The organism is Enterobacter cloacae complex sp. 370H10, assembly GCF_050031535.1.
GTDB lineage: Bacteria > Pseudomonadota > Gammaproteobacteria > Enterobacterales > Enterobacteriaceae > Enterobacter > Enterobacter intestinihominis.
On the sequence record NZ_JBLGWG010000001.1, the window covers coordinates 2950158 to 2964159 of the forward strand.

Annotated in this window: 16 protein-coding genes, 3 tRNA genes and 1 pseudogene; 11 read left to right on the forward strand and 9 right to left on the reverse strand. The window is 53.7% G+C overall.

Annotated elements, in window-relative coordinates; genetic code table 11:
• Nucleotides 1-122 precede the first annotated feature (122 nt).
• Nucleotides 123-1541, forward strand: a complete 1419-nt coding sequence (locus ACQG2Q_RS14645; protein WP_063162931.1) for an MFS transporter — start codon at nucleotides 123-125, stop codon at nucleotides 1539-1541.
• Nucleotides 1542-1582: 41 nt separating this feature from the next.
• Here the strand turns inward: ACQG2Q_RS14645 and ACQG2Q_RS14650 are convergent, their stop codons facing one another.
• Nucleotides 1583-2221, reverse strand: coding sequence for an RpiB/LacA/LacB family sugar-phosphate isomerase (locus ACQG2Q_RS14650; RefSeq protein ID WP_003859680.1), 639 nt, complete (start codon nucleotides 2219-2221; stop codon nucleotides 1583-1585).
• A 245-nt stretch (nucleotides 2222-2466) separates the two neighbouring features.
• Between ACQG2Q_RS14650 and yecR the strand changes: the two genes are divergently transcribed.
• A complete protein-coding gene (gene yecR / locus ACQG2Q_RS14655; protein ID WP_022648524.1) occupies nucleotides 2467-2805 on the forward strand; it encodes a YecR family lipoprotein in 339 nt (112 codons plus the stop codon).
• Between the two features lie 200 nt (nucleotides 2806-3005).
• Nucleotides 3006-3503, forward strand: coding sequence for a non-heme ferritin (gene ftnA, locus ACQG2Q_RS14660; protein WP_022648525.1), 498 nt, complete (start codon nucleotides 3006-3008; stop codon nucleotides 3501-3503).
• A gap of 36 nt (nucleotides 3504-3539) precedes the next feature.
• Here ftnA and ACQG2Q_RS14665 read toward each other — a convergent pair whose 3' ends face one another.
• On the reverse strand, nucleotides 3540-3779 hold the full coding sequence (locus tag ACQG2Q_RS14665; RefSeq protein WP_063151899.1) for a YecH family metal-binding protein: 240 nt from the start codon (nucleotides 3777-3779) through the stop codon (nucleotides 3540-3542).
• A 188-nt stretch (nucleotides 3780-3967) separates the two neighbouring features.
• On the opposite strand from ACQG2Q_RS14665, the gene tyrP reads away from it, so the two are divergent.
• A complete protein-coding gene (tyrP, locus tag ACQG2Q_RS14670; RefSeq protein ID WP_063849219.1) occupies nucleotides 3968-5179 on the forward strand; it encodes a tyrosine transporter TyrP in 1212 nt (403 codons plus the stop codon).
• 28 nt (nucleotides 5180-5207) lie between these two features.
• On the opposite strand, the gene ACQG2Q_RS14675 is transcribed toward tyrP, so the two are convergent.
• Nucleotides 5208-5876, reverse strand: coding sequence for a YecA family protein (locus tag ACQG2Q_RS14675; protein WP_063199226.1), 669 nt, complete (start codon nucleotides 5874-5876; stop codon nucleotides 5208-5210).
• Between the two features lie 411 nt (nucleotides 5877-6287).
• Here ACQG2Q_RS14675 and ACQG2Q_RS14680 point away from each other — a divergent pair, with 411 nt between their 5' ends.
• The 6 genes from ACQG2Q_RS14680 (at nucleotide 6288) to ACQG2Q_RS14705 (ending at nucleotide 11897) form a co-directional block, all read left to right on the forward strand.
• On the forward strand, nucleotides 6288-7409 hold the full coding sequence (locus ACQG2Q_RS14680) for a branched-chain amino acid ABC transporter substrate-binding protein (protein ID WP_023300472.1): 1122 nt from the start codon (nucleotides 6288-6290) through the stop codon (nucleotides 7407-7409).
• Between the two features lie 68 nt (nucleotides 7410-7477).
• Nucleotides 7478-8392 (forward strand): ABC transporter permease subunit, encoded by a 915-nt coding sequence (locus tag ACQG2Q_RS14685; protein ID WP_062937921.1) that lies wholly within the window; start codon nucleotides 7478-7480, stop codon nucleotides 8390-8392.
• An 11-nt stretch (nucleotides 8393-8403) separates the two neighbouring features.
• A complete protein-coding gene (gene livM, locus ACQG2Q_RS14690; RefSeq protein WP_022648530.1) occupies nucleotides 8404-9678 on the forward strand; it encodes a high-affinity branched-chain amino acid ABC transporter permease LivM in 1275 nt (424 codons plus the stop codon).
• Nucleotides 9675-10550 (forward strand): ATP-binding cassette domain-containing protein, encoded by an 876-nt coding sequence (locus ACQG2Q_RS14695; protein WP_023306508.1) that lies wholly within the window; start codon nucleotides 9675-9677, stop codon nucleotides 10548-10550. Before livM ends, ACQG2Q_RS14695 begins: the two co-directional genes overlap by 4 nt.
• Entirely contained in the window at nucleotides 10547-11263 is a 717-nt protein-coding gene (locus ACQG2Q_RS14700; protein ID WP_032622411.1) for an ABC transporter ATP-binding protein, read from the forward strand. The genes ACQG2Q_RS14695 and ACQG2Q_RS14700 overlap by 4 nt, the downstream gene beginning before the upstream one ends.
• A gap of 163 nt (nucleotides 11264-11426) precedes the next feature.
• Nucleotides 11427-11897 carry a hypothetical protein gene (locus tag ACQG2Q_RS14705; protein WP_063849182.1) on the forward strand — a complete coding sequence of 157 codons (471 nt, stop codon included), beginning with the start codon at nucleotides 11427-11429 and terminating at the stop codon, nucleotides 11895-11897.
• A 5-nt stretch (nucleotides 11898-11902) separates the two neighbouring features.
• Here the strand turns inward: ACQG2Q_RS14705 and ACQG2Q_RS14710 are convergent, their stop codons facing one another.
• The 3 genes from ACQG2Q_RS14710 to ACQG2Q_RS14720 all read right to left on the reverse strand — a co-directional run bounded on the left by ACQG2Q_RS14710 (nucleotide 11903) and on the right by ACQG2Q_RS14720 (nucleotide 13485).
• Nucleotides 11903-12829, reverse strand: a complete 927-nt coding sequence (locus tag ACQG2Q_RS14710; RefSeq protein WP_063849183.1) for a LysR substrate-binding domain-containing protein — start codon at nucleotides 12827-12829, stop codon at nucleotides 11903-11905.
• 29 nt (nucleotides 12830-12858) lie between these two features.
• Nucleotides 12859-13182 (reverse strand): hypothetical protein, encoded by a 324-nt coding sequence (locus ACQG2Q_RS14715; protein ID WP_063849184.1) that lies wholly within the window; start codon nucleotides 13180-13182, stop codon nucleotides 12859-12861.
• A 78-nt stretch (nucleotides 13183-13260) separates the two neighbouring features.
• Nucleotides 13261-13485, reverse strand: a complete 225-nt coding sequence (locus ACQG2Q_RS14720; RefSeq protein ID WP_233156008.1) for a DUF4225 domain-containing protein — start codon at nucleotides 13483-13485, stop codon at nucleotides 13261-13263.
• Here ACQG2Q_RS14720 and ACQG2Q_RS14725 point away from each other — a divergent pair.
• Nucleotides 13423-13554: pseudogene (locus tag ACQG2Q_RS14725) on the forward strand (integrase); the annotation flags it as partial. The gene ACQG2Q_RS14720 and the pseudogene ACQG2Q_RS14725 sit on opposite strands and share 63 nt — an antisense overlap.
• A gap of 133 nt (nucleotides 13555-13687) precedes the next feature.
• Here the strand turns inward: ACQG2Q_RS14725 and ACQG2Q_RS14730 are convergent.
• The 3 genes from ACQG2Q_RS14730 to ACQG2Q_RS14740 all read right to left on the reverse strand — a co-directional run bounded on the left by ACQG2Q_RS14730 (nucleotide 13688) and on the right by ACQG2Q_RS14740 (nucleotide 13986).
• Nucleotides 13688-13774: transfer RNA gene (locus tag ACQG2Q_RS14730), tRNA-Leu, on the reverse strand.
• 11 nt (nucleotides 13775-13785) lie between these two features.
• Nucleotides 13786-13859: transfer RNA gene (locus ACQG2Q_RS14735), tRNA-Cys, on the reverse strand.
• A 51-nt stretch (nucleotides 13860-13910) separates the two neighbouring features.
• A tRNA-Gly gene (locus ACQG2Q_RS14740) sits at nucleotides 13911-13986 on the reverse strand.
• Between the last annotated feature and the right edge of the window lie 16 nt (nucleotides 13987-14002).

The window sequence follows — 14002 nt, forward strand, 5'->3', positions numbered from 1 at the left end:
ATCACGGTTAACAAACCCTCAGTGCTGCCGGTTTGTTAAAAAAAGGCACGATAAATCCGCACGTTACAGACTTATAAATTCCAGTAAATTTTTATAAAATTTTTTGAGCGGGCAGGAAGAGAATGAGTGAAAACGTATCCGGCAAAGAGAGCCGTGGATTATCGCCTGCGGCACTGCTGGTGGCCGGTGCTTTCTTTATGGAGTTTCTGGACGGGACGGTGATCGCCACCGCATTGCCGGATATGTCAAAAAGCTTCGGCGTACAGGCCGTGGATCTGAATATCGGCATTAGCGCCTACCTGATCACCCTTGCCGTGCTGATCCCCGCCAGCGGCTGGATCGCCGACCGCTTCGGCGCGCGAAAAGTATTTGCCCTCGCGCTGGCGATCTTCACGCTGGCCTCGGTATTTTGCGGCCTGTCCACCACGCTCGAGGAGTTTGTCGCAATGCGCGTCTTCCAGGGCATGGGTGGCGCGCTGATGGTGCCCGTGGGTCGCCTGGCCGTGTTACGTACAACGCCAAAGCATCAGCTCATCACGGCAATCGCCACCCTGACGTGGCCTGCGCTGGTCGCGCCGATCATCGGCCCGCCGCTGGGCGGGTTCATTACAAGCTATGCCGACTGGCGCTGGATCTTCTTTATTAATGTGCCGCTGGGGATAATCGCCATTTTGCTGGCACTGCGAATCATTCCGGACCTGCATGAAGATACGCGCCGACCGTTTGACTTGCCGGGTTTTGTGGTCACCACCCTTGCCATGGTGAGCCTGGTTTATGCGATGGAGTTGATGGGCGCAGAGCCTCTGCGGACAGAATTAACCGCCACGCTGTTTATCGTCGGTGTCGTCGCGTTGAGCCTGGCGCTTCGCCACTTTAAGCGGGCAACCTGGCCGATGATCAGGCTCGATGCGATGCAAGTGCCGACGTTTCGCGTCACCCTGTACGGCGGATCGCTGTTTCGCGCCTCCATCAGCGCGGTTCCGTTCCTGTTACCGCTGATGTTCCAGGTCGGCTTTGGCATGGACGCGTTCCATTCTGGCCTGCTGGTGCTGGCCGTTTTCGTAGGCAATCTCACCATTAAACCGGCAACGACGCCCCTGATCCGCAGCCTGGGGTTTAAGCGGCTGTTGCTGATTAACGGTTCACTGAATGTCCTGGCGCTGCTGGCCTGCGCCTTTCTTACGCCGCAGACTCCTGTGTGGCTCGTCATGCTGATCCTCTATCTGGGTGGCGTTTTTCGTTCGATCCAGTTTACAGCCATCAGTACGCTGGCCTTTGCGGATGTACCCTCGGCGCAGATGAGCTATGCCAATACGCTGTTTTCAACCGCAACGCAGCTTGCCGTGGGACTTGGGATCACGCTCGGGGCAATTGGTATTCGTATCGGGGAAAAAGTCAGTGAGACGATGGGGATTGCCGGCATGCCGGGAATGAGCTTCCGGCTGGCATTTGTGGCGATCGCGCTGATCTGCCTGGTGGGAATGGTTGACACGCTGCGTCTGACCAAAAATGCAGGCAGCGCGGTATCATCGAAAAAGTAAGGCTCTGTGCCGGGCGGCAACGCACCGCCCGGCAAAGGAAATCAGCCAACAATACCGCGCACGAAGGCTTCGATCTCTTTGTCCTGGCAGTTCTCGAAGAAGCACTGCTGGAAGCGCTGGCCTGAGACGGCGGTTTTAACCAGCTCAGGATCGATTGCACGCAGGGTATCCAGATAGTTTTCTTTTACCACCGCCGCTTTCACCTGGTTCAGAATACCGGCGTTACGCACCTGCGGCTCCTTACGCTCTGGTGGATAGCCTTCGCCATTGCGTCCGGTAAACGCTTTCTCAAAGATAAAGCGTACGTTCAGTTCTGCCCCCCAGCCGAAGCCCTTCGCAAACGGCAGAGAAAGCGCGTTACCGTTGTTGATTTGCGCGAACAGGAAAGCATCCGCAGGATCGATGCAGTAACCGCAAATCACACCCGGATGGATGTTCAGGGACATTAACGCGCCCTGCCCGGTACCGCAGCCGGTGACAACAAAATCAACGGCTTTTGCGTTAAGCAGAATGCTCGCCATGATGCCCAGGTGAATATAAGTGAGATGATGATCGTTCTCATCACTCATACCGACGTTATAGACCGGGAAACCTTTCTCATCAGCAACGGCTTTCAGCTCATTAAGGATGATGGGATTCTTAGCGGCCTGGCTGTTTTCCATCATCAGTGCAATTTTCATCTTGTCTCTCCTGAATGCATGGCGGGCGATCCCGCTGTGGATACCTTTTCAACTTAACCTTACTATCAAACAAACGCACTTTCAAATTAAGTGAAAACTTGTTTTAAAAAACAAAGATGCGCTCACAATTTCGCGCGGTGGCCCAGCTCGTTGTACAGTGAAAGGGCAGATCCTCCGGCTATTCCGGCCATTGCGTCCCGTCGCGTTGGTTACAATGGCGTATTTCCCGTCACGCAGAGTGAAACATGAAACGTGTAATCATAGCCGGAACGATCCTGTTGCTCGCCGGGTGCAGCATCAACCGTCAGGCAGAAGTCAGTAGTACGGATGCCCCAAACGGAATTGTGCGCCTCGACTATGGCCAGACCATGCTGCAAAACGCCTGGTCTGATGACTATGTTAATAACGGTACGGCAACAAAGGCCTGCCAACGCATGGGCTACGCCTCCGCGTCAGCCTACGGGCAGCCGATTAAAACCTGCACCCTGATCAGCGGTTCACTCTGTCTGAACGAAAGTGTGACCATTCAGTATAAATGTCAGGGATATGCCGTTACCTCTTCCAGCCAGAATCCGTGGTATTAACCGCGACTGCCAGTCACGCTGGCAGTTTATTTAATAAGAACAAAAACAATTCTCATTAATAAATACAAATGGCGGCAATGCGTTTTATTCCCATTCGTATTTTTAATAAATAAATATTTATTTTACTTTTTGCAAATAATTAAATAACAAATTATAGTGTCGCTCATCGTGAACCAGAATTAATAAACCGGAGCTGCACCATGTTAAAAACTGAAATGATCGACAAGCTCAATGCGCAAATGAATCTTGAGCTATTTTCTTCCCTGCTTTATCAGCAGATGAGCGCCTGGTGCAGCTATCACAGCTTTGAAGGGGCTGCCGCCTTCCTGCGTCGTCATGCCCAGGAAGAGATGACGCACATGCAGCGTCTGTTTGATTACCTGACGGACACCGGCAGCCTGCCGCGCATTGATAACGTGGTATCGCCTTTCGCCGAGTACGGCTCTCTTGATGAACTGTTCCGTGCCACCTATGAGCACGAACAGCTGATCACCCAGAAAATTAATGAACTGGCTCATGCCGCCATGACCAGTCAGGATTATCCAACCTTTAATTTTCTTCAGTGGTATGTGGCTGAACAGCACGAAGAAGAGAAGCTGTTTAAATCCGTGCTGGATAAATTATCTCTGGCAGGTAAATCCGGGGAAGGCCTGTACTTCATTGATAAAGAGCTGTCGACGCTCGACACGCAGAATTAATAGAAAAGCGGTGCTGAGTTTTCAGCACCGCTTTATTCAATGACGGCAAATTTTACTTTCGTGCGTGGAAAATCCGTCTGCTGCCGGAATGAATTTTCCGCGCGTCGCCAGAAACGCCACCAGCTCCGCGGCTGTCATTTCCGAAGCTGAACAGGTATGGAAACGCGCCGCTTCGCCAAAGCGGGCATGTATCGCCTCAACCAGACTCTCCTTCGTATAACGCTCACCTGACTCAATCATCATATTCAGCACGTCGTGTCCGTGAATTGACATCATTACCTCTCGCAAATAAAAAGCAGACTAAATGCTCCCTCCACGACACGCTTTGCGCTGGCGCAGGTTCCCCATTTCTTTTTGTAAATTAATCATTACACCCTATGTAACGGTGATTTGACGAGATGGTGCTTTTCCCTTACTCTGCGCCGCAGAATGAGTCGCGGTATGGAAGCGTTGTAGAGGAAAGCGTGAAGAACAGAACTCTGGGAAGTATTTTTATCGTCGCCGGAACGACAATTGGCGCAGGAATGTTGGCCATGCCGTTGGCTGCCGCCGGCGTCGGGTTTGGGGTTACCGTAGTGCTGCTGGGCGGTCTTTGGGCCCTGATGTGTTACACCGCGCTATTATTGCTGGAGGTTTATCAACATGTCCCTGCCGATACGGGCTTAGGCTCCCTGGCTGCACGCTATCTTGGACGCTACGGGCAGTGGATCACCGGTTTCAGCATGATGTTCCTGATGTACGCGCTGACCGCCGCCTACATCAGCGGCGCCGGGGAGCTGATTGCGTCAAGTATCAATGACGGCTTCGGTGCGTCGCTTTCACCGGAAACAGGCGCCATTGTCTTTACGCTGATCGGTGGCGGCGTAGTTTGCGCGGGCACATCGCTGGTCGATCTGTTTAACCGTTTTTTGTTCAGCGCCAAAATTCTCTTCCTTGTTGTGATGCTGGTGCTGCTGGCACCGCATGTGCACAAGGTTAACCTGCTCTCCCTCCCGCTGGAGAAAGGTCTGGCGCTTTCGGCCATCCCGGTTATCTTTACCTCCTTCGGTTTTCATGGCAGCGTGCCGAGCATCGTGAGCTATATGAACGGGGATATTCGCAAGCTGCGCCGCGTCTTTGTGATCGGCAGCGCCATTCCGTTGATTGCTTACCTGTTCTGGCAGATGGTGACGCTGGGCAGTATTGGTTCCACCACCTTTATCGGCCTGATGGCAGAGCATTCTGGTCTGAATGGATTCCTGGTTGCCCTGCGTAACGTGGTGGCCTCTTCACACGTGGAGCTGGCGGTACATCTGTTTGCAGACCTGGCGCTGGCAACCTCCTTCCTTGGCGTGGCGCTTGGCCTGTTTGACTATATGGCGGATCTGTTCCAGCGTCGCAATACCGTTGCCGGACGCTTACAGACGGGGGCGATGACCTTCCTGCCGCCGCTGGCCTTTGCGCTCTTTTATCCGCGCGGGTTTGTGATGGCGCTAGGGTATGCTGGCGTGGCGTTATCGGTACTGGCCCTGCTGCTGCCTTCCCTGCTGGCGTGGAAGAGCCGCCAGCAACAGCCGCAGCAAGGATACCGCGTGGCGGGTGGTAAGCCGCTGCTGTGCGTGGTGTTTGGTTGTGGGGTGGTGATTATTCTGGTGCAGGTGCTGATTGCAGCGGGAATGCTGCCAGAAGTGGGATAAAAAAAGGGGCTATGAATAGCCCCTTTTTTCAGTGCAGACAGCAACTCTTAAACTTCTTACCGCTCCCGCACGGACACGGATCGTTACGTCCCACCTTCGACCCGTTCACGATCGGCTTTTTCGCTTCCGACTGCTGCGGATTAGCCACCCAGTAGTTGTACAAACGCAGCGCCGCAGGCTGAATGCTCTCGATGCTGGCCATATACTCCTCTTCGGTCAGCGCATCCAGCTTCTCGCTGTTCTCTTCCGTTCCGTGCAGGGCAATCACCGCCAGATCCGCTTCCAGCGCTTCCGGCAAGGATGTCCAGTCCGTCAGCGCCACGCCGCGCATGTAGCCATAGCACCACTCTTCCACTACGGTATAGCTCTGACCGTCAACGTCGTTATAGCCAAACAGCGGTTCAAACTGATCCGGGTATTCGCTCAGGCGCTCGGCAATATCGTTCATGTGCTTAAAGCAGAGATCGATAAAACGGTTCATCTCACGATCGTTTTTCCAGCGTGGAATATACTTCTCACCACCCCATACCGCCACCAGCCAGGTGTCGGGCTCCACCACAACGGGACCGGAAAGTACTGCGGTAAGCATGCCGTCCAGTTCGGACACGTCAATCACGGATGCATCGTCGTGTCCGTAAGAGATTAATGTCTCTTCCAGCCACGCCATCTCGCTTTCATTTAATGGGCCTTCAGCCATTGCTGATACTCCTGATAAAAAAAACGATCCTGACATATATCGCCGCGCATGCCTATCTGAAGTTTAGGTCTTTATTGCTGCAAAAACGTGCAAATCGTGACCGTTGCACAACTTATGGGCTTTGTTGTTAAGGAGATGTGATCTCCGCTGTAAATTCATCTCATCCCGCAAAGGCGCATAAAACGGCGCTCTATACTCAACGTGTTGTGACCCGGTCAAGGGATTAACCATTCTGGCAACCTTTTTGCTTAATGTTCTGCGCGCTTCGCGGTGCGTGGGATCCTCGCCGTATTAAGCACGAGATTGCTTCTAAAGTGCATTTTGTTCTCGCTCTTGTTTTTGGATTTACGATGCCATCAGGCGTTCGGGTTTATACCTGGTGCAAAAACCTCTTTGCTAAGGAACATAATAATGTCGCTGAAATTTACCAAAACTCCCCTCTCCCTGTTGCTGGCCGGTTGTCTGGTGACGGCCTTTTCTGCACAGGCCGATATCGTGATCGGCGTGGCCGGGCCGTTCACAGGCCCGAACGCAACCTATGGCGATCAATACTGGCATGGCGCTACGCAGGCGGCGGAAGACATTAACGCCGCTGGCGGGATCAACGGTGAGAAAATCAAACTGGTTCAGGGCGATGACGCCTGCGAACCCAAACAGGCCGTTGCCGTCGCCAACCGCTTAGTCGATCAGGATAAAGTGAAAGCGGTCGTCGGCCACTTCTGCTCCTCGTCGACCATGCCCGCCTCCGAGGTCTATAGCGATGCCGGGATCCTCTCCATCACCCCCGGCTCAACGAACCCGCTTATTACCGAGCGGGGCATGAGCGATATGTTCCGCATGTGCGGACGTGACGACCAGCAGGGCCAGGTCGCCAGCGATTTTATTCTTGATAAGCTTAAAGCCAAACGGGTCGTCATCATCCACGATAAAGACACCTACGGTCAGGGGCTGGCGGACGCCACTAAAGCGGCGCTGGCGAAACGCGGCGTTAAGGAAGTGATGTACGAAGGGTTGTCCCGCGGGGAGAAAGACTTTAACGCGCTGGTGACCAAAATTGGCGCACAAAAACCAGACGTGGTGTTCTTCGGGGGCTGTCACCCGGAAGCGGGCCCGCTGGTTCGCCAGATGCGTGAACAGGGCGTGCAGGCGAAGTTCTTCTCGGGAGACTGTATCGTCAATGAAGAGATGGTCACCGCCGCCGGTGGGGCGCAGTACACCAACGGTATTTACATGACCTTCGGTAAAGACCCGCGCCTGATCCCGGACGGAAAAGCCGTCATCGAGAAATTCCGCGCCGGTAAATTTGAACCAGAAGGATACACCCTCTACGCCTATGCGTCTGTGCAGGCTATCGCAGCGGCATTCAAGGCCACGAAAGGGACGGATTCCGCAAAAGCCAGCGAGTGGCTGAAGGCCAACCCTGTCGACACGGTGATGGGTAAAAAAGCCTGGGACAGCAAAGGTGACCTCAAAGTGTCTGACTACGTGGTCTACCAGTGGGACGACAAAGGCAAATATAAAGAAGTGCCATAACGGGACGGAATCTGCTCAACGCCGGCAGGTCTGACTGTCGGCGTAACCCTTTATTCAGGTGCGCGACCATGAGTACATTCTTCCTGCAACAATTAATTAATGGCTTAACGCTGGGTTCGGTCTATGGTCTTATCGCCATCGGCTACACCATGGTGTACGGCATCATCGGTATGATCAATTTCGCCCACGGCGAAGTGTATATGATCTCCGCCTATCTCTCGGCCATTGGCCTGGCCCTGCTGGCGTTTTTTGGACTCCACTCCTTTCCGCTGCTGATCCTGGGAACCCTGGTTTTCACCATCGTGGTCACCGGCGTTTATGGCTGGACGATTGAGCGCATCGCCTATAAGCCGCTACGCAATTCGACGCGTCTGGCGCCGCTGATTTCGGCCATCGGGATGTCGTTGATACTGCAAAACTACGTCCAGCTCAGTCAGGGCCCGCGGCAGCAGGGCGTACCGACCATGCTGGATGGCGTGCTGCGTTTTCACCTCGGCGAAGGGTTTGTCCAGATAACCTATACCAAAGTCTTTATTCTCATCGCCTCGTTCACGGGCATGCTGGTGCTGACCTGGATTATCAACCGTACCCGCTTAGGGCGCATGTGCCGTGCGGTGCAGCAGGATCGTAAGATGGCCTCCATTTTGGGTATCAACACCGACAGAATTATTTCGCTGGTGTTTGTTATCGGCGCAGCCATGGCCGGGCTGGCGGGCGTGCTGATCACCATGAATTACGGCACCTTTGATTTTTACGTCGGGTTCGTTATCGGCATCAAGGCCTTTACGGCAGCGGTGCTGGGCGGCATCGGCTCTCTGCCCGGTGCGATGCTTGGCGGGCTGATTCTGGGCGTCGCAGAAGCGCAATTCTCCGGGATGGTGAACTCGGATTATAAAGACGTGTTCTCGTTTGGATTGCTGGTATTAATCCTGATCTTCCGTCCTCAGGGGCTGCTGGGCCGCCCTGTCGTGGCTAAAGTGTAAGGAACAACGCGATGACCTCTGACGGCTTTTCCCTGAAGCGCTGCATTCTGGACGCGATTTTTTCCGGAATGATCGCCCTGATTATTTTCGGCCCGATTGCGGGCGTCATACTGGATGGTTACAGCTTTACCTTTGACGGCCAGCGGCTGGCGTGGATTGTAGGCACGGTGATGCTGGGACGCTTTTTGCTGAGCGCCTTTTCAGCTACGGCGGCCGGAAGACGTTTACAGGCGCGGTTTGAATCCGACAATGCGGGGGTGTATGTCCGGCCACCGGCGTATAAAAGCCGCATGCGCTGGATCATTCCGCTGATTGTCACGCTGGCGATCTGCTTCCCGTTTGTGGCCACAAAATACGTTCTGACGGTCGCTATACTCGGACTGATCTACGTCCTGCTCGGTCTTGGGCTGAACATTGTCGTTGGCCTGGCAGGGCTGCTGGATCTGGGTTATGTCGCCTTCTATGCCATCGGCGCTTACGGGCTGGCGCTCGGGTATCAGTATCTGGGGCTTGGGTTCTGGAGCATGCTGCCGCTGGCGGCGCTAATGGCTGCGGGCGCGGGCGCCCTGCTCGGCTTTCCGGTGTTACGCATGCACGGGGATTATCTCGCCATCGTCACGCTCGGGTTTGGCGAGATCATCCGTCTGGTGCTGAACAACTGGCTTACCTTCACCGGCGGGCCTAACGGCGTTTCAGCCCCTGCCCCGACCTTTTTTGGCCTGGAGTTTGGCCGACGCGCCAAAGAAGGCGGCGTCCCTTTCCACGAGTTCTTCGGCCTGAACTATAACCCCAACATGAAGTTTATCTTCATCTATGCGGTGCTTTTCCTGGTAGTCATGCTGGTGCTGTACATTAAACACCGGCTGACCCGAATGCCCATTGGACGGGCGTGGGAAGCGCTCCGTGAGGATGAGATTGCCTGCCGTTCCATGGGGCTCAACCACGTTCTGGTCAAACTCTCGGCCTTCACCCTGGGCGCATCGACGGCAGGTATCGCCGGGGTGTTTTTTGCCACCTGGCAGGGGTTTGTTAACCCCACCTCTTTCACCTTTTTTGAATCGGCTCTCATCCTCGCGATTGTGGTCCTGGGCGGGATGGGCTCCACCGTCGGCGTCGTACTGGCCGCCTTTGTGCTGACCGTCACGCCGGAACTGCTGCGCAGCTTTGCGGAATACCGCGTGCTGCTGTTTGGCATGCTGATGGTGGTGATGATGATCTGGCGTCCTCGCGGTCTGATCCGCATCAACCGCAGCGGATTTGCCGTGCGTAAAGGAGTGGCGCCATGAACGCAACGATTTTGCGTGTAGAACATCTGATGATGCACTTCGGCGGGATCAAGGCCTTAAACGACGTCAATCTTGAGGTGCAGCGCGGCTCTATTACTGCACTCATTGGGCCTAACGGCGCGGGAAAAACAACCGTCTTTAACTGCCTGACCGGTTTCTACCGGGCCTCCGGCGGCAACATTCTGTTCAATGCACGAAATAAAACCACCAATGTCATTCAGGTGCTCGGCCAGAAACTCCAGCCGGGCGACTGGCTCAGCCCGGCGCAGCTTGGTCAACGCCTGTTCTATAAGATGTTTGGCGGCACGCATCTGGTGAACCGCGCGGGTCTTGCGCGCACGTTTCAGAACATCCGCCTGTTCCGCGAGATGTCCGTTGTGGAAAACCTGCTGGTGGCACAGCACATGCGCGTCAACCGCAATCTGCTGGCGGGGGTGCTGAACACCCCTGCGTATCGTCGGGCAGAGAACGAGGCGCTGGACCGGGCGTTTTACTGGCTGGAGGTGGTGGATCTGGTAGATTGCGCGAACCGTCTGGCCGGGGAAATGTCCTATGGCCAGCAACGACGCCTCGAAATCGCCCGCGCCATGTGCACCGGCCCGGAGATGATTTGTCTCGATGAACCTGCTGCCGGCCTGAACCCGGTGGAGACGCACAAGCTGAGCGAGATCATCCGGTTCCTGCGCGACCACCACGACATCACGGTTTTGCTGATCGAGCATGATATGGGGATGGTGATGGGCATTTCAGATGACATCATTGTGCTCGATCACGGCGATGTGATTGCCAGAGGTAAACCGGCTGAGATCCAGCACAATGAAAAAGTGATTGCCGCGTATCTGGGCACCGACGAAAGCGAGGTAAATCTGTGAGCGCACCGATGCTTCAATTTCATAATGTGGACGTTTTTTACGGGGTGATCCAGGCGTTGAAGCAGGTTTCACTTGAGGTAAACAAAGGGGAAACCGTGGCCCTGATTGGCGCTAACGGCGCGGGGAAGTCAACATTACTGATGTCTGTCTTTGGTCAGCCCCGGATCCGCAACGGGCAGATCCTCTTCTGCGGCGAGGATATCAGCCACAAATCCACCCACTATGTTGCCACCGGCGGCATAGCGCAGGCACCTGAGGGACGACGCATTTTCCCGGATATGTCTGTAGAAGAGAACCTGCTGATGGGGACAATCCCCGTCGGCAATCAGCATGCAGCTGAAGATATGCAAAGTATGTTCGACCTCTTCCCTCGCCTCAAGGAGCGGCGTAACCAGCGGGCGATGACGCTTTCCGGCGGTGAACAGCAGATGCTGGCTATTGCCCGGGCACTGATGAGCCGTCCTAAACTTCTGCTGCTGGATGAACCCAGCCTCGGCCTCGCACCAATCGTGGTTAAACAGATCTTCCAGACGCTGCGCGAACTGGCCCGTAACGGAATGACGATTTTTCTGGTCGAGCAGAATGCCCACCACGCGCTGAAGTTGTCCGACCGCGGCTATGTGATGGTTAACGGGCAGATTCGGTTAAGCGGCAGCGGCGAGGCGTTGCTAAAGGATCCGGAGGTGAGGAAGGCGTACCTGGGCGGCGTGTGAAGCCTGGAGGTTATAGTGAGAAAAACTCACAATGATTGCCATTATTAATCGTTTTTCTGATGCGACCGCATTCAAATATCATCTTTACGACCCGCCTTTGCGCGGGTCGATAAAACGTTCAGCCGCAAACTGAATAATAATGATAAGAGGATCCGGGGCAAATATGACACTTGATGCGTTATATCAGTTAATGAAAACTGTATTACCACCTGACACCGATTCAGCCGATGATTTACAGGATTTTATGGCCATGCTTATGGCTAAGAAACATCACTCAGAGGTTCTGTCACCGTTTTCGCAGCGCGTATACATGCTGTCCGTTGCCCATCGCGACCCTAAGCAAGCGGCTGCGCTGATTTCAGCCTGTCATCCTGAAGCAGGAAAGCCCCTTCCGCTGCTCGACTTCTCCGGCTGGCCGCACGTGCGCTACGCCACGTCGGGTGAATTACAGACGCCTGAGACTGAAGAATATTTTCACAGGATTTCGTCTGCCGCCACGATATTACGCGGTGCAATTATTGACGCTGAGCAGCAGAAAAACACGCCAGCATTTTATATTCTGGATAAGGTACTCAGCCTGAACAGCGCTTTGCCAGAACGCTATAAAAAGATGGCAAACATCTCTTACTCATAACGGTATTAATAAACCCGGCTTTCATCGTATTCCAGGTAATCGATATCCATAGCCGGAACGACCGGGGTATGGTTTTGCAGCCAGCCCAGAAGGTGCTGGATGCTCTCTCTTTTGAGCGAATTTTTTGGCCAGACGAGGTAGTAACCATCTCCCGTCGCGATAGCTTCCCTGAACGGCAGGCCCAGCAGGCCGCTTTTCAGGGCATCAAGCGTGAGATGCAGGTCGGCGATAGCGATGCCGTGCCCGTTCATCGCGGCGATACTTCCCTGTTCAAGGGTATCAAACACCATGCCGCTGCTCATATCGAGCCCCGGAAACAATCCTGTTCTTCGCAGCCAGCGCCGCCAGTCACGTCTGTCCGGTGAAGGATGGATCAAATCGCATTGCGAAAGCTGCTGCCGGGCCGGTTCGCTAAGCGATGGGGTGCAAACCGGGATAAGCCATTCATGAAAAAGCAGCTGGCTTTCCGTTGTCTCACCAAAACTGCCATTACCGAGAAGGATGGCGCAGTCGTATGGCTCAAGATTGAAATCAACGGTGTCAATGTCCATCCAGACGCTGGCAATCTCCACCTGCGGTTTTGGATGGTTGTTGCGAAAAGATCGCAGCACGTCGAGAAGCCATCTCATGGTCAGGGTGCTGGGTGTTTTTAACCGCAGCAGATGGTTTTCACTGCGAAATGCCCGGCAGGCCCATTCAATGCTCGTGAAGCTTTCGTTCAGCTGTCCGGCAAGCACTCGCCCGGCTTCAGTGACCTCCACGCGAGGACCTTGCCTTTTGAAAAGCTCGCAGTCGAACCACAGTTCAAGGGTACGGACATGTCTGCTGACCGCGCCCGGCGTAATATTGAGCGTTTCAGCGGCTTTACTGAAGGAGTTCAACCGCGCAGCAACTTCAAACGCACGCAGTGCATACAATGGCGGTAAAGACATAGCGTCCCTTAAATGAAAATTTCATTATGCTAAAACTTGTTCCGGAGCAACGCCAGCAAGTAAATTATGGAGAAAAACAATGATCCCCAATATACCGAGTCATAGCGATAGCGGTCAAAATCTATATGCAAAAAGCTGCTGACAAACTCGTAGCCATTGGCAAAGATGTTTATCTGAACGGCTGCAATAGCGATTACAAACACCCTATACGCGATAAATAGCGGGTATTTATGCAGCCTGTTAACTTTTAGTTTGCCGAGATAAAGCAAGAGAAAAATTGCAATAGATACAATGAAATAGGCCACGGCAGGCCAAACAGGTGGATGAAGCGAAAATTCTAACTCTTGAGACATAATCAATTCTCTTTTGCTATCTGGTACATCTGCCACCCCGTAATGCTCCCACTGGTCAAATCCAGCGCCATTGCGGTTTTAAAAGCCTCTTGCCAACCTCTGATATAATCGTGGAATAAACTCCAGGACCTCTCTCTGGGACCCAAAACTTATGCCCGCACCATATGCCGATAAAGAGAGATCAACGACGCCATAGACTAAGTCAGCCTGGTTATTACCATAACCTAACTTCGTAGCAGCAAATCTAAAGGGATATCGGATCTGGAAGGAACGCTTAACGAAAAACAGGGAATCGCTGGTCATAAAAACGCGTCACAGACAGCACGTTATGATAGAAAAATTCCTATAGTTCCGGTAGTCGGAGGGCAGTAATGCCCTCTTTTTATGGTGAAGCCGAATGGCGAAAGAATGGCGAATGGCGAATGGCGAAAATTAGGCAATAAAAAACCACCTTTCGGTGGTTTACACGACACTGCTTATCATTGATTTTATTCAACTTTTCCCATGGTAGCCGGAGTGGGACTTGAACCCACACAGCGCGAACGCCGAGGGATTTTAAATCCCTTGTGTCTACCGATTCCACCATCCGGCCAGGGAAGAAAGTGGAGGCGCGTTCCGGAGTCGAACCGGACTAGACGGATTTGCAATCCGCTACATAACCGCTTTGCTAACGCGCCTTAAATCTTTTGTCTTTCGACCTGCACCCGCAAACTGCCGATGCATTAATCTGGAGCGGGAAACGAGACTCGAACTCGCGACCCCGACCTTGGCAAGGTCGTGCTCTACCAACTGAGCTATTCCCGCATGTTATCAAGTAACT

What these genes read in the sequence shown, in the direction of transcription:
- ftnA (WP_022648525.1), top strand. Translation starts at nt 3,006, where the DNA reads ATGTTAAAAACTGAAATGATCGACAAGCTCAATGCGCAAATGAATCTT.
- ACQG2Q_RS14675 (WP_063199226.1), bottom strand. Translation starts at nt 5,876, where the DNA reads ATGGCTGAAGGCCCATTAAATGAAAGCGAGATGGCGTGGCTGGAAGAG.
- ACQG2Q_RS14650 (WP_003859680.1), bottom strand. Translation starts at nt 2,221, where the DNA reads ATGAAAATTGCACTGATGATGGAAAACAGCCAGGCCGCTAAGAATCCC.
- yecR (WP_022648524.1), top strand. Translation starts at nt 2,467, where the DNA reads ATGAAACGTGTAATCATAGCCGGAACGATCCTGTTGCTCGCCGGGTGC.
- ACQG2Q_RS14645 (WP_063162931.1), top strand. Translation starts at nt 123, where the DNA reads ATGAGTGAAAACGTATCCGGCAAAGAGAGCCGTGGATTATCGCCTGCG.
- ACQG2Q_RS14695 (WP_023306508.1), top strand. Translation starts at nt 9,675, where the DNA reads ATGAACGCAACGATTTTGCGTGTAGAACATCTGATGATGCACTTCGGC.
- ACQG2Q_RS14715 (WP_063849184.1), bottom strand. Translation starts at nt 13,182, where the DNA reads ATGTCTCAAGAGTTAGAATTTTCGCTTCATCCACCTGTTTGGCCTGCC.
- livM (WP_022648530.1), top strand. Translation starts at nt 8,404, where the DNA reads ATGACCTCTGACGGCTTTTCCCTGAAGCGCTGCATTCTGGACGCGATT.
- ACQG2Q_RS14685 (WP_062937921.1), top strand. Translation starts at nt 7,478, where the DNA reads ATGAGTACATTCTTCCTGCAACAATTAATTAATGGCTTAACGCTGGGT.
- ACQG2Q_RS14710 (WP_063849183.1), bottom strand. Translation starts at nt 12,829, where the DNA reads ATGTCTTTACCGCCATTGTATGCACTGCGTGCGTTTGAAGTTGCTGCG.
- ACQG2Q_RS14720 (WP_233156008.1), bottom strand. Translation starts at nt 13,485, where the DNA reads ATGACCAGCGATTCCCTGTTTTTCGTTAAGCGTTCCTTCCAGATCCGA.
- ACQG2Q_RS14665 (WP_063151899.1), bottom strand. Translation starts at nt 3,779, where the DNA reads ATGATGTCAATTCACGGACACGACGTGCTGAATATGATGATTGAGTCA.
- ACQG2Q_RS14705 (WP_063849182.1), top strand. Translation starts at nt 11,427, where the DNA reads ATGACACTTGATGCGTTATATCAGTTAATGAAAACTGTATTACCACCT.
- ACQG2Q_RS14680 (WP_023300472.1), top strand. Translation starts at nt 6,288, where the DNA reads ATGTCGCTGAAATTTACCAAAACTCCCCTCTCCCTGTTGCTGGCCGGT.